This window comes from Paenibacillus sp. 203 (assembly GCF_037027525.1).
Lineage (GTDB): Bacteria > Bacillota > Bacilli > Paenibacillales > Paenibacillaceae > Paenibacillus > Paenibacillus polymyxa_B.
The window spans coordinates 25,615-39,800 of sequence record NZ_JAXCHD010000016.1; the positions used below are offsets into that span (position 1 = coordinate 25,615).

Annotated in this window: 14 protein-coding genes; all 14 read right to left on the reverse strand. The window is 46.2% G+C overall.

The window, feature by feature from the left end:
• Positions 1–72 precede the first annotated feature (72 nt).
• The gene (locus WA407_RS24100) at positions 73–480 is read right to left on the reverse strand and encodes a 3-hydroxyacyl-ACP dehydratase FabZ family protein (protein WP_025721676.1); all 408 of its coding nucleotides are present in this window, start codon (positions 478–480) and stop codon (positions 73–75) included.
• 4 nt (positions 481–484) lie between these two features.
• Positions 485–1,726: a beta-ketoacyl-ACP synthase II gene (gene fabF, locus WA407_RS24105; protein ID WP_069290771.1), complete on the reverse strand. Its 1,242-nt coding sequence runs from the start codon at positions 1,724–1,726 to the stop codon at positions 485–487.
• Between the two features lie 23 nt (positions 1,727–1,749).
• Complete coding sequence (locus WA407_RS24110; protein ID WP_336078574.1) at positions 1,750–3,450, reverse strand: thiamine pyrophosphate-binding protein; 1,701 nt, start codon at positions 3,448–3,450, stop codon at positions 1,750–1,752.
• Positions 3,447–4,670: an aldehyde dehydrogenase family protein gene (locus WA407_RS24115; RefSeq protein WP_061831230.1), complete on the reverse strand. Its 1,224-nt coding sequence runs from the start codon at positions 4,668–4,670 to the stop codon at positions 3,447–3,449. The genes WA407_RS24110 and WA407_RS24115 overlap by 4 nt, the downstream gene beginning before the upstream one ends.
• Positions 4,671–4,714: 44 nt before the next feature.
• Positions 4,715–6,175, reverse strand: a complete 1,461-nt coding sequence (locus tag WA407_RS24120) for a class I adenylate-forming enzyme family protein (protein WP_053324333.1) — start codon at positions 6,173–6,175, stop codon at positions 4,715–4,717.
• A 12-nt stretch (positions 6,176–6,187) separates the two neighbouring features.
• Positions 6,188–6,958, reverse strand: a complete 771-nt coding sequence (gene fabI, locus WA407_RS24125) for an enoyl-ACP reductase FabI (protein WP_013308164.1) — start codon at positions 6,956–6,958, stop codon at positions 6,188–6,190.
• A gap of 461 nt (positions 6,959–7,419) precedes the next feature.
• Entirely contained in the window at positions 7,420–7,953 is a 534-nt protein-coding gene (locus WA407_RS24130; protein ID WP_061831232.1) for a hypothetical protein, read from the reverse strand.
• 293 nt (positions 7,954–8,246) lie between these two features.
• On the reverse strand, positions 8,247–9,584 hold the full coding sequence (locus tag WA407_RS24135) for a TrkH family potassium uptake protein (protein ID WP_336078575.1): 1,338 nt from the start codon (positions 9,582–9,584) through the stop codon (positions 8,247–8,249).
• A gap of 90 nt (positions 9,585–9,674) precedes the next feature.
• Positions 9,675–11,195, reverse strand: coding sequence for a lysine--tRNA ligase (gene lysS, locus WA407_RS24140; RefSeq protein WP_061831234.1), 1,521 nt, complete (start codon positions 11,193–11,195; stop codon positions 9,675–9,677).
• A gap of 110 nt (positions 11,196–11,305) precedes the next feature.
• Positions 11,306–11,782 carry a transcription elongation factor GreA gene (greA, locus tag WA407_RS24145; RefSeq protein ID WP_013308160.1) on the reverse strand — a complete coding sequence of 159 codons (477 nt, stop codon included), beginning with the start codon at positions 11,780–11,782 and terminating at the stop codon, positions 11,306–11,308.
• A gap of 214 nt (positions 11,783–11,996) precedes the next feature.
• A complete protein-coding gene (dusB, locus tag WA407_RS24150; protein WP_336078576.1) occupies positions 11,997–13,025 on the reverse strand; it encodes a tRNA dihydrouridine synthase DusB in 1,029 nt (342 codons plus the stop codon).
• A gap of 45 nt (positions 13,026–13,070) precedes the next feature.
• Entirely contained in the window at positions 13,071–13,271 is a 201-nt protein-coding gene (locus WA407_RS24155; RefSeq protein WP_235306857.1) for a helix-turn-helix domain-containing protein, read from the reverse strand.
• On the reverse strand, positions 13,223–13,771 hold the full coding sequence (folK, locus tag WA407_RS24160; protein WP_336078577.1) for a 2-amino-4-hydroxy-6-hydroxymethyldihydropteridine diphosphokinase: 549 nt from the start codon (positions 13,769–13,771) through the stop codon (positions 13,223–13,225). Before folK ends, WA407_RS24155 begins: the two co-directional genes overlap by 49 nt.
• A gap of 9 nt (positions 13,772–13,780) precedes the next feature.
• Positions 13,781–14,143 (reverse strand): dihydroneopterin aldolase, encoded by a 363-nt coding sequence (folB, locus tag WA407_RS24165; RefSeq protein WP_023986457.1) that lies wholly within the window; start codon positions 14,141–14,143, stop codon positions 13,781–13,783.
• Positions 14,144–14,186: the final 43 nt, after the last annotated feature.

The following is a 14,186-nucleotide window of genomic DNA, read 5'->3' on the forward strand; positions in this document are numbered from 1 at the left end:
ATGTGAATATCCTCCCGCTGCACCTGGCAGTCAGGAGGACAAAAGGACAGTTTAACGTGCGCTTCCACCCCGTCATTGATCCAGTGAAACAATTTCTTCCGCCTCAACCACCAATCGATCCCCTACGGAAGCCCGACCGCTTCCGAGAATATAGCCCCGCCGACGCTTGATCACTTCAAAATAGAGATCAATTCGGTCTCCAGGCTTGGCCAAGCTGTGGAATCGAATTCCATTGAGGTTAGTCAGGTATGAAATGCCTTTTTTATCAATCGCAGCGAATGCCGCTAATTGTGCAAGCGACTCCACAATCAACATAGGAGGCATGTATGGGTTAGTGTCAGTAATGAACCACTCACTCCAGGTGACAAGCTTGTATCCCTTCGCCCATTGCGACGTTTCGTACCCGGTCACGCCATCCAACAGAAGAAATGGGTACCGATGCGGAAGCACATCCGGGATATGGATTAGCTCTTCGCTCACAGGCTTATTCCCCTTCCCACTTGCGAACAGCAAGGCAGACGTTGTGCCCTCCGAAACCAAATGAATTGCTAATCGCCGCGCGGACCTCGCGTTCCTGATATACATGCGGCACAAAATTCAATTCAGGAGCCTCAGGATTGTCGCAATTGAGTGTCGGTGGTACTTTGCTGTGAATCATACTCTGCACAGTCGCAATTAATTCGACTGCCCCTGCACCGCCCATTAAATGACCAGTCATGGATTTAATAGACGATATCGCCAAACGGGGGGCATGCTCCCCGAATACTTTTTGAATAGCATTAATCTCCATACGATCATTAAATGGCGTACTCGTACCGTGGGCATTGACGTAGTCGATTTCCTGCGGTGTTAAGCCGCCATCCTGCAGTGCGATATTGATCGCTTCTGCCGGGCCGGAGCCAGAGGGATCTGGAGCCGTGATATGATACGCATCAGTTGTGCATCCGTAACCCACAACTTCGGCCAGAATGGTGGCTCCGCGGTTCAAAGCATACTCCAACTCCTCCAGCACCAAGACTCCTGCTCCTCCACCGATGACGAATCCATCGCGATCCACATCAAACGGACGACTAGCCTTCTGCGGCTCTTCATTACGTCTGGAGAGAGCATGGATATTCGCAAAAGATGCCAGATCAAGCTGACTAAAATTGGCTTCTGCTCCACCGGCAACCACGACATCAGCCGTGCCGTACTGGATCGTACGTAATGCCTCACCAATGGCATTACTTCCTGTGGCACAAGCCGTAACCACAGCAAAAGAAGGCCCCTTGGCTCCAATAGCAATGGAGATTTCACCAGGTGCTGAATTAATCATCATCGAGGAAACAAAATAAGGAGAAACTCTTTTGGGACCAAGCTTTGTTAATTTCCCAAAGTTCTCCTCTATAACGTCGAGGCCGCCTGCTCCAGAGCCGACAATAACTCCCACGCGGCTTGCATTCCGCTCATCAATCACTAATTTTGATTGCTCCACTGCCTGCCGGGCAGCCGCCAAAGCAAACTGAGTGAACTGTGCGACTTTATTAGCTTCCTTCTTGCTCATATATTGCAATGGGTCAAAGCCCGTAACCTGTGCACCGATCTTTGTCGGAATGTCCGCTGTATCGAAAGCAGTGACAGGTCCGATTCCACTTTTTCCTTCCAACAGTGAATTCCAGAAATCCGTAAGATTAAGCCCGACCGGCGTTACGACTCCCTGTCCAGTCACTACAACACGTCTTCTCACTGTATCCACGTCCTTCATTGAAATTAATTCTTAGAAGCCTGTTGCTCGTAGAGAGGAAAGTCGCCATACACATGACTGATTTTTTCATGCACATCCGCAAGATCAGCATATACCTCGACGACCACAAGCTTGTTCTCCTGATACTTTTGCCAAGCAAGCTGAAGCTGTTCGCGTGCCTCTCCCTTACTCCGAATTGCAAGGCTTTCCACAAACTCGTACTGAGGAATTTGAATTCCTGTCTTAGCCGCCTCAGAAACAAACGGGAGGGACTGCCCTGTGAGATGCTTATAATTCATCTGATTCTGTAACCAACCATACCCACCATTATTGAGTACGAGATAGATTAACGGTATTTGATACTCCACCGCCGTCATAAAATCCGAACAGAAAAGATTGAACGCACCGTCACCTACGAGTGCTACTACTGGACGTTGTGTTGCCACGCTTGCTCCCAGAGCAGCAGCCGCACCGAATCCAAGACTCGTTTGATCACTAGGAACAATCGAAAGAGAGCCTTGGGCAAAACGAAAATATGGATAAAAATAGGACCACATATCCTGCAATCCATTCTCTTGAAGAAGCACCAGATTTTCAGGGAACTCCGTCTGAATCATGTCCAACAGCTCAGGAACGTGGATTCCAGGGGTCTTTTTCAGCTCTTCCAAATAAATAGCCCTGTGAGAAAAAGCCTCCTGTTTACAGCTCCTAATCGTTTCAAGCCACACTCCATCAGGCTCCTGGCTGCGCCGTTCAAGCCACTGCTCCACCGCTGCATATCCATCACCAAGCACCTTGATACCCCTGTACTCGTGTGCAAAATCCTCTAGATTTACATTGACTTGAATCAAAGGTGTATCCTGTAGCAAAATATCCCACTCAAAAGTAGCCGTTTCTTCCAATCGACTGCCCAGTGTGATTACCACATCAGATTCCTTCCAGATTTGTCTTAGACTAAGATCTGTATAGAGTCCCGCAACACCACAGAAGAGTTCGTGGTCTTCATCAACTACACCCCGTCCCGAGGCGGTTGCGAACAAGGCCGCTCCATGTTGGTTAGCAAACCGCTCAATCACATCACCTGTACCTGACTTCATTCCGCCTCCGACTAGAATGAGTGGCCTGCGGGCGTTCTCAATAATTCCCCACGATGCATCCAACTCCCGACGAGACGGAGAGCACGACAGCTTTTCTGGTGGGGTAAACTGAAGCCCTGTTGGCATAGGCTGGTCCATCAGATTTTCAGGGAGTTCGATATAGACAGGACCCGGTGCTCCATTGATAGCCAAAAAGGCAGCCCGCTCCATCGCCCATACAAGCCGATCCACATGCTCGACACGATAAGCCCATTTTACGAGCGGCTTCACGAGTGAGATTTGATCCGCTTCCTGAAAGGATCGGGTACCCAGCTTGTCTCCGCCAGTGCCAAGCGCCAGAAGCAGGAGCGGAGCGCCCAGGTTTTTGGCTTCCAGCAGCCCTGTGAGTGTATTACTGAGCGCAGGGCCTTTCCCCACAACACACACAGACATCTGGTTGGTGGTGAGCGCATAACCTGCTGCCATGAACACAGCATTGCGTTGATCTTTGCACAGGATAAAATCCATACCGGATGAGGGGAGTGACGATACGATTTTGAGATCATCACTTGGTAATCCAAAGAGATGCTGAACCCCAGCCGATTTTAAGTAGCCAATGATGGCATCCCAGGGAAAGAAGCTCGCAGTCATACCAAACTCCTCTTTTCCGACAAATATTCTGCGACAATTTCTGAAATCAAGATCGGCTTCGAAATGAGCTTGAAATCGTAAAAAATATAGTTCGACATCGTGCCGTATCCACCAAAAGGCTTATTACCTTGATCCACATCCTCAAGCGTCTGATTAATGGTCAGCGTGTGCTTCTTTCGCAGAACGTCAGTCAGGTGCTCCGATCCGTATAAGCTGCAACCCATTGCACGTTCACTGAAATAACTGGAGGAAATACGCTTGATCAATTGCTCGTCGTCTTGGTAGCTAACTACATTGAAGACTGGCGAAAAATACTCAATAATCTCCAGATTCTGATCCAATTCACTATATACAACCGTTGGCTCCATCTTTTTCGTACGGAAATCAATGCCGCCGCCGTAAATAATAAACTTATCGTTCGTGTTGAAATATTCGGAAACCGAATATAGCGTGTCTTTATAGAATATAGGGGTATAGTTTGCGTTCGGATCATCGTTGGCACCAAACACGAGTTGGTCAAGCTGTTGAATCAGCAGATCTTTGAAATGCTCACTCACATCTTGATGTACCAGAATGATGTCGGGGCCTAGGCAGTCTTGTCCAGAGTTGAACAATCTCATTCGGATCACATCGGTAACCGCCAGCTCCAGATCTGCATCAGGTCCGATGATGAAAGGATTTAGTCCTTGTCCGTAAAAAATGTAGAGCTGATCTTTTCGAATCTGTTTTTTGATCTTCTCTGCATTGGTATAGCTTCCGGTGAACACCACAATATCAGCTGGCATCACGGAATTCTCCATGAACACCTTCTGGCTAACTTTACGAATATAGATGGGTAATCCATGTACAGCCTGAAGCTTTTCATGCAGCATGTTAACGTACTCGTTTACGTGAGAAGAAGGACGAAAGTCTATATTTTCAACGTACAGGGACGGAATCAAGAGGTATAATGCATAGGAGTACAAAATGACGTTGGAAGGCATAAATACAGCCATAGATTGTTGCCAGCTTGGCTGATAGGTCTGAACTTCTTGCAGAGCACCTTGAAGTGTGAGGATCGTGGAGTCAATTTCTGCATTGGCAGCCCGATAGGATGAAAATTGTGTGAGAATATCCATCACTTCCTGCCGATTTTCAATCAAATAATTGAGGCATTTCAGAATAGATTCATGCCTTTTCAGAAACAGTGTGTTTTCTGCCAGTTCTGGATTTATACTCATGGCACATTCTCCCTTTCCTGTATGCAGTTTTGGTATATATCTTGTTATGCTTTGCGAGAAGCAGCTTTCTCTAGAGCAACACGCTCCATCTCCAGACGATCTACTTTTCCATTGCGATTTAAAGGAAAATGATCGAGCGGAAGCAAAAGATCGGGAAACATGTATGAAGGGAGTACCTGACTCATCTCTTTGCGGAGCACAGGCACGACCTGTGAGGAATCACTTTCGATGAATGCGACAAGCAATGTCCCTTTAGCCTCATCTTCCAAGGTAATCACGCAGGATCGGTAGCCTAGCGAACCAATTCGGTCCTCGATATAGACTGGAGAGACCATATAGCCCATCCGGTTGACCGTCTTACCGCTGCGACCAATGACATACAGCATTCCGTCATCCAGATAGCCCAGGTCCCCCGTCTTGAACCAGCCGTCCTGTAGAACGGATTGCGTCAGGTCTGGACGATTTAGATAACCTTCCATGCATCCAGCACTGCGTATCCACACTTCGCCTACGATACCGTCCGCCTGCTGGTTGCCTGTAGAATCTAGTATTTTCAGATCCACACCAGGTAATGGTAGGCCACAACCCTTCGGACACTCTAGCGTCCCCAGCGTAACGTTGCCCAGTTCAGAAAGGCCATAACCATTCAGCAGGGGCTGTCCAAATATGTTGTTAAATTTCTCTTCAAGGTCCTGGGTAAGTGGGGAACCGCCTACGCACCACATGCGCACCGGAGCTTCCTTGACCATTTCCAGTTGTTCGGGTTTTCGGTTTAGCATACGCAACAAGGTGTAAAAAGCAGAGGGGTTAGCGTCTACGACCGTCGCCCGGTCTTTCGTAATACTTGCAATGACGCTCCAGAGGTTTTTTGGATTGCAGATGATGAGAGAACATGAAGTTAACCACCAGGAGAAGATAAGTGAGATTCCATAAAAATGAGAAAAAGGCACAACGGGGAGCATATGGTCAGACGGTAGGTAGTTCATGGCGTGTATGGAATGCCTGATATTCTCCATAAAAGCTGAACCAGCCTTCACGATTCCCTTGGGTTTGCCCGTCGTACCTGAAGAATACAGAATGAGCGCATCTGACCTCTCGCACCACTTGCTAAAGTCGAGGGCTTCAAGCTTTGGCTCTCCCACCCAATCCGGGTGTACTGCTTCTTCTTGAATCAGATCTTGAATCAGAATAACGAGAGCATGAGGAAGTTCTAAATCGGAATCCGTAAGGATGCAACAGGCACCCGCTTCATCATAGATTTGGGCCACCTCATCGAGCACAGTCTGCTCGTCCACCACAGTCACCGAAACAGCAATATTGCACAGGGAGAACAGAGACACAACAAACCAATAGGAATTGGCCGCTTTCAGAATCACTCTACCGTCTTCGGGAATTCCTCTGAGCGTCAACATCCGGGAGAAGATCGTAACGTCTCGCTCCAGACGCTCCCTAGTCATAACTCCTTCAGGTGAGATAATACGGCAATCCGTATGCGTAATAAGCACAACGTTCCCTCCTTACATCCCCGTAATATGGTATCCAGCATCTACATGGATAACTTCACCCGTAATGCCTCTCGATAAATGGGAAAATAGGAATAACGCCGTATCTCCGACTTCCGACGTATCAACCGTCTTGCGTAGGGGCGTAGTTTCTTCAATATGTTTGAGCATTGTGTTAAAATCTTTAATGCCATAGGCAGCCAAGGTCCGTATCGGACCAGCGGAAATCGCATTTACACGAATGCCATATGTGCCCAGATCATTCGACAGATAGCGCATGCTGGCTTCCAGTGAAGCCTTCGCTACACCCATAACGTTGTAATTTTTGATCGCTCGTTCTGCGCCAATATACGTCATGGTGACGATACTTCCACCCTCTGTCATCAGTGGGTATACTCGACGGGATACAGCAGCCAGAGAATAGGCACTGATTTCTTGTGCAACAGCGAACCCCTCGCGAGAAGTGTCAACGAACAAGCCATCCAAGTCCTCAGCCTTAGCATAGGCGACACTGTGAAAATAACCATGCAATACGCCTACTTTTTCTTTTAGAAAATCCGCCAATGCATCAAGCTCTTCATTGCTTTGTACATTACAAGGACAGACCAGTGCTCCCGGAATGGTTTCAACGAGCTTTAGTACCCGCTCTGCAACCCTCTCATTTTCGTAAGTAAAAATGAGCTGTGCTCCTTCAGCAGCTAAAGATTGAGCTGTCCCCCAGGCAATACTCCTGTTATTAGCCACGCCCATAATCAAAATGTTCTTACCGCTCAGTAGTACTGCCACAGAAACCACCTTTCTTTTTTTACATTTTTAAACAAAATAACAACTTAATTGCGTATGTCTACATTTATAGACATATGTAATCTTTCCTGGAATATTATCGCGTTAATTGCCAAACTTGGATAGGCGACGTTTTAGGCAAATCACAAAATTTATTTTAAAATTTGTGTAACACATCGTGTATGCTGTCTGTCATCTCACAAGAAATAGTTGTGTTGCTTCTGTTGGTCGTGTTCAAATCGAAAGGAATACATGTGTGTGAAAAAAGGTAGCGAGGCAAAAACAAGGTGACTGTCAAAGCGAGTTAAACATAAAATCCGCATATTTTTGTAAATATTTACATTCCGATGACAGAATCACCCACCTACCGGAAGTAACCACTTCATTTTCACCAACAATGACTCTTCCGATTTGAACATCCTGAGTGACCAGCCAGATATCATCTAAGTGTAAAGCCTTAACCTTTATAGACTACGCTTTTGTTTTTTGGGAGCTACAGTATAGCTAAAGGAGACAACAAAGTCGATTGCCAGAACGATTGCCCATGTTTGCATAATGCCCTCCAAAGACATCGTACGCTGAGGATCATTAACATACACAATGATGGCGAGCAACAAAGCGTTACCTATAGCCCAACCCAAAAGGTGAAGCAACCAACCTATCCGTTCCTCTTTTGCATGAGCAGCACCATACTTGCGTTCAGGTTTGGGTCCCTTACCAAACCAATGGGAGAACCGTACATCCGCCCACTTAATTAACCTATGACCAAATGCTACTGTAATACCAAAATAACAGGCCGCCAAGCCAGTAGCAGTCGTAATCTCCATGCCACTTTTCACCGTGATGAACACCGCAATCAGTAACAGGATATCAATAATGGGGGTAAATAGTAAAAGAAGACCGCCTAACTTCTTCAAGCCAAACATATACCTTGCGATCAAGCCTGCAACAACAAAAACCCAAAATAAAACTTCAGCACTAATAATAAATAAATACATAATAGATGATTCCTTTCAAATTAGAAATTGGTATTTACCTCAACTATCCCCCTTTCATGCCCACTATCATACAATATTATACATAATATTCCTAGTATTTTGTCTATAATTACATAAAAGGAAACAAATAGCCGTTTTTTTCTGCGAAAAACAGTATCTGTTCAGATCATTTCGTTTTGTTCTCAAAATGGGCATTTTACATGATATGCTACCCATAAAGAATTATGATGATCTGAAATGAAAAAAGATGTACCTATGCTGATCAGCACGGGTACATCTTTTTTACAGATACACTATCCAATTACAATATGCCCTTCGGGACGACGGTACAATGTCTTGGTCGAGCGTGGACGAATGGCATAGGCAATCGTAAGAGGACCAATCCGACCAATAAACATGGTCACACAAATAATCAGCTTGCCTGCATCAGACAATCCTGGCGTTACTCCTACGGACAAGCCTACCGTTCCGATTGCGGAAGCAGCCTCAAATGCAAGGGAGAGAAATGGGGCATCCTCTGTCATTAGGAGCAGTACAACCACAATCGAGAATATAAATAGGGCCAGTACAATAATGGTCAGCGCCCGCATCATGATATCGTTAGGGACCCTGTGGCGGAAAAATACAATTTCCTTCTGTCCTCGCATGACGGCGATTAGCGCACCTACCATAAGCAGGAACGTAGTCGTTTTAATTCCTCCTCCCGTGGAGCCCGGAGAAGCACCGATAATCATCAGCAACATAATAAAAAACTGACTTGCCTGTCTTAACCCGCTGATATCGACTGTGCTCGTACCTGATGATCTCGTGGAGACCGATTGAAAGACAGCTCCATATACTTTGCCTTCCCAGTTCAACGCGCCCAAGGTTCGTGCATTGGTAAACTCAAAAATAAATATAACCAGCGCACCAATCACAATGAGCACTCCCGACACGCTAAGTACCATTTTGGAGTGTAGAGACAGTCTTCGGGTACGGCGAAAATCGAACAAATCACTAAGTACAAGGAAACCTAAGCCTCCAGATATAACGAGCACAGATGCAATTATATTGAAAACAAAATCTCCAGCGTACTGTTGGAAGCTAGTCCCAAACAGATCGAATCCCCCGTTATTAAAGAGGGAAACGGAATGGAATATTCCATAATAGATTGCTTGTCCGACAGGCATCTCTCGCATCCACCGCAAAGCCAAGACGACGGCAGCTATCGCCTCAATGGTAAAAGAAAAGATCAGCACCTTGCGAATAATACGCACGATCCCTTCCATGCTATCGGCATTAATAGCCTCCTTAAGCAGCAACCGATCCTTTAACGATAATCGCCGCCCCAACAACAGCGCAAACAAGGTCGCTAAGGTCATAAACCCCAGACCGCCTAGCTGCATCAGCACCAAAATGACAGTTTCGCCAAACATCGTATACGTTGAATCGACGTCAACAACGACCAGTCCTGTGACACAAGCGGCTGAGACGGACGTAAAAAGCGAATCAATCCAATGCGGAGCATGACCACTATGATTGGCAACAGGAAGCATCAGTAGCAAAGTACCCAATGCAATAATCAATAAATATCCGATGACCAATATAAAAGGAGGCGATGCAAACCGACTAAGCTTGACGCTGCGTTTCATTAGAGTATTCTCTCCATCCGTTCTTATGAAAAAGAGGAACAAGACACGGGAAGCCCGGCTGATCCTCTATATTCATAATGTTATGTTATTCTACTGTTGGTTACGCATATGTGGGAAAAGCAGCACATCGCGAATGGAAGGCGCATCTGTCAGCAACATAACCAAACGATCGATGCCGATGCCCAGTCCACCTGTTGGTGGCATCCCGTATTCCAAGGCGCGGATAAAGTCATCATCCATTTCATGCGCCTCGTCGTTACCGTGCTCACGTTCCAGCAATTGTGCTTCAAAACGTTGGCGCTGGTCGATTGGATCATTCAGCTCAGTGAACGCATTCGCATGCTCACGAGCAACCACGAACAGCTCGAAGCGATCCGTAAACCGCGGATCTTGTTCGTTTTTCTTGGCCAACGGTGAGATTTCAACCGGATGTCCAGTAATAAAGGTCGGTTGAATAAGCGTTTCCTCTACGAACTGCTCAAAGAATGCATTCAGGATATGGCCAAATGTCATATGCGGTTCAACCGAAACTTTATGCTCTTTCGCAAGACGATGAGCTTCTTCATTACTCATCTGCACGCTAAAGTCTACGCCTGTTACTTCTTTAACAGCATCAACCATGGAGACTCTGCGCCATTGCGGCGTCAGATCCACTTCCTGGCCTTGATATTGAATGTGCTGTGTGCCTAGTACTTCCTGCGCAATATGTGCAACCATGTTTTCCGTCAATTGCATGATATCTTTATAATCAGCATACGCTTCATACAGCTCAATCATCGTAAACTCAGGGTTATGGCGGGTCGAAATACCTTCATTACGGTAAACACGACCGATCTCATATACTTTCTCCATTCCGCCGACAATTAGTCGTTTTAAATGGAGTTCAATAGCAATACGCATATAAAGCTGCATGTCCAATGCATTATGGTGCGTAACAAATGGCTTCGCTGCCGCTCCGCCAGCAATAGAATGCAATGTTGGAGTTTCAACTTCCAAATAGCCGAGCGAATCGAGATAACGACGCATGGATTGAATAATACGGGACCGTGTAATGAACGTTTTTTGTACTTCAGGGTTCATAACCAAATCGACATACCGCTGACGGTAACGCAATTCAACATCCTTCAGGCCATGATATTTCTCTGGTAATGGATACAAGGATTTGGACAAGACCTCAATATCCAGCACTTTGATTGTCGTTTCGCCTGTTTTGGTTTTAAAGAGCACACCCTTAACACCAACAATATCGCCCAGATCCAAAATACCAAATGCTTTATATTTGGATTCAGGTACCGTGTCTTGACGAACATAAATTTGAATACGTCCGCTAAGATCCTGTATATGAGCAAAGCTGGCTTTCCCCATCACACGTTTAGCCATAATACGACCTGCTATGCTAACTTCAATATTCTTTTCTTCCAGTTCTTCCTTAGTCAAACTGTCATACTTGCTCAGTAGTACGCCCGCTTCAGCCGTGCGTATGTATTTGCGTCCAAAGGGATCAATGCCCAATGAGCGAAGCTCGTCCAATTTGGCACGGCGAATTTGCAATAGTTCACTTAATTCCTCGCGATTTTCTTGTGATTCCTGGTTAGTAGTTTCATCCGACATGGTGCTAAATCAGCTCCTTCAATATGAATAGACGGGCCGGGGTCCGTCCGGGTGTAGAGAAAAAAAGCTTCCACAAGGAAGCTTTTACACTAAATTCCAAAGTCCGTGTCTTATTTCTTGATATCCACGATTTTATATTGAATAACGCCTGCTGGAACGGTGACATCCACAACAGTTCCCTTTTTCTTACCGAGAATTGCCTTGCCAACCGGACTTTCATTCGAAATCTTGTTTTGTAGCGGGTCAGATTCGGCTGAACCTACGATAGCATACTCTGTAATATCTCCGAATTCCAAATCTTCAACGGTCACAGTTGCGCCTACTCCCACAACATCGGTGTCAATTTCATCACTATTGATAATGCGGGCATTGCGTAGCATCTTTTCCAACGTAATTACACGGCCTTCAATAAAGGCCTGCTCATTCTTCGCATCCTCATATTCGGAGTTTTCACTAATATCTCCGTATCCGATGGCTACCTTAATCCGTTCAGCCACTTCGCGGCGTTTGACAGACTTTAAGTTCTCAAGCTCATCTTCGAGCTTTCTAAGACCTTCCTGTGTCAGAATGACTTCTTTATCGCTCATCTTAACCGATTCTCCTGTCATGGGAAAAGTTTAAAAGTGCATCGGAATGCACGCTTTCAAAACATAATATGCCACTCTGAGGGAATGAGAACATTTCCTGCTGTTGTCTTGAGAGCTGCACACAATTTGTAGCATACATCAAGATTTTATACTGAACGATTATAGGGCAAGCAATTGGAAAAGTCAATCGCGTGCACAGGCCGGAACAGCTTCCTTATTGCGCAACAGCAGCAGGAGAAGCAGCACTTGTAAAAGGCTCATCGTTATCTACCATGTGCAATTGAGATACAAATTGATCCAAAATGCGTACCATATCGTCGCGCTTTGTTTCTTCCATAATGACATCCTTAATACGTGCCGAACCTTTAAACCCTTTGAGGTACCAAGCCAGATGCTTACGCATTTCACGGACAGCTACTGCTTCACCCTTCAATGCAACCAGACGATCCATATGCAGAATGGCAATACGAATTTTTTCTTCCGGTGAAGGATCGGGCAACAGCTCGCCCGTTTGCAGGTACTCAATCGTACGGTAGAGCATCCACGGATTCCCCAGAGCACCACGTCCGATCATAACGCCATCACAATTGGTCAAATCCAGCATACGGCGGGCATCTTCCGGTGATGCCACATCACCGTTTCCAATTACAGGAATGGAAACTGCTTCTTTAACTTCTTTTATAATATCCCAATTCGCATGTCCCGTATACAGTTGCTCCCGTGTACGGCCATGTACGCTAACGGCCTGACCTCCGGCACGTTCAACAGCGCGAGCGTTCTCTACGGCATAAATATGCTCGCTATCCCAACCAATACGCATTTTGACGGTAACCGGCTTGCTTACCGATTCCACTACCGCCGATACCATCTCATAAATCTTGTTTGGATCAAGCAGCCAACGAGCGCCTGCATCACATTTGGTCACTTTGGGAACCGGGCAGCCCATATTGATGTCAATAATATCTGCATTCGTCTCCTGGTCTACGACTTTCGCAGCTTCCACCAAAGATCTGCGGTCGCCTCCAAAAATTTGCAAGCTAAGCGGCTTCTCGCGCTCATCTACAAACAGCATCTCACGTGTACGCTTGTTGCCGTGAATGATGGCCTTATCACTAACCATCTCTGCACATACCAAGCCTGTACCGAATTCCTTGGCGATCAAGCGAAAAGCAGGATTGCACACGCCTGCCATGGGTGCCAAGACGACTTGGTTTTTCATTTCAATATCGCCGATTTTCAACATATCTGTTCACCCCTTTATTCCTTCTTTTATATCGTATACTTATCGTCAATCCGTCAATTCCCGGACTTCAATCTCTAGCGTTTGGGCGATGATGTTCAGCATGTCTGGGTCTACTGTACGATTGCCTCGCTCCACAGCACCTAATACAGTCAAAGATATACCAGTACGTTCTGCCAACTCCTGCTGTGTGAACCCTTTTAGCTTCCGAAAGGCGCGGAGTCGTTGCGCCAGCTGCATGTTTTCCAAAGCTGTATGCCGTCCTTTCCATCCACAGAATTCAATGCAGTATGCACGATACTGTACAGACCGGACGGATCTTGGTTCGGAACGATGTCAGCCAAAGGAACCAGCACAAAAGCACGCTCCAACATACGAGGGTGAGGAAGCTCCAAATCCGGTTTAGCCAGTTGCGCCGCTCCCATCCATAACAAGTCCAGATCAATGGTTCGTGGACCATTAGGAATATGTCTTACTCTCCCCAGACGACTCTCCACCTCCAGCATATATACCAGAAGCTCCTCTGGAGCAAGTGTTGTAGATACGGCTACCGTCATGTTCAAAAAAGAAGGTTGATCCAGATACCCAACAGGTTCTGTTTCGTAAAGGCTGGAGCACCGCATCACCCGTATACCCGGATGTTCGTCCAGCGCCGTAATGGCTTCATACAGGGTATGCTCGCGCTCCCCCAAATTAGCCCCTAAAGCAATATAAGCCTCTGATCCCTCAGAGGTCGAATGTGCATTCATGTATCGTTCCTACTTTCTTGCGCGATAAAGCTCAACCGTCACGCCTTGAAAATGAATATCAAACGGCGGATGCGGCTTCGTGACTTTAACAGTCAGTGCATTGACACTAGTATAAGTGTCCAGTAGGGAAGATGCAATACGTTCGCCCAAAGCTTCAATCAATTGGTAAGATTCCTTTTCTACAATATCTTTAACGGTGTAATGTACCTCGGCGTAATTAACCGTTTTGTCCAAAGCATCCTGCTCACCCGCTTCACGCAGATCAAGCTCCAGTTCCAAATCAATATAGAAACGCTGTCCCAGCTTGCGCTCCTCTGGAAAAACGCCATGATATCCGTAATACTCCATACGATGCAAAACCATTTTATCCATCGTGGGTAGACCCCCTGTTTTTTATTAGATTTTTCTAATCAAG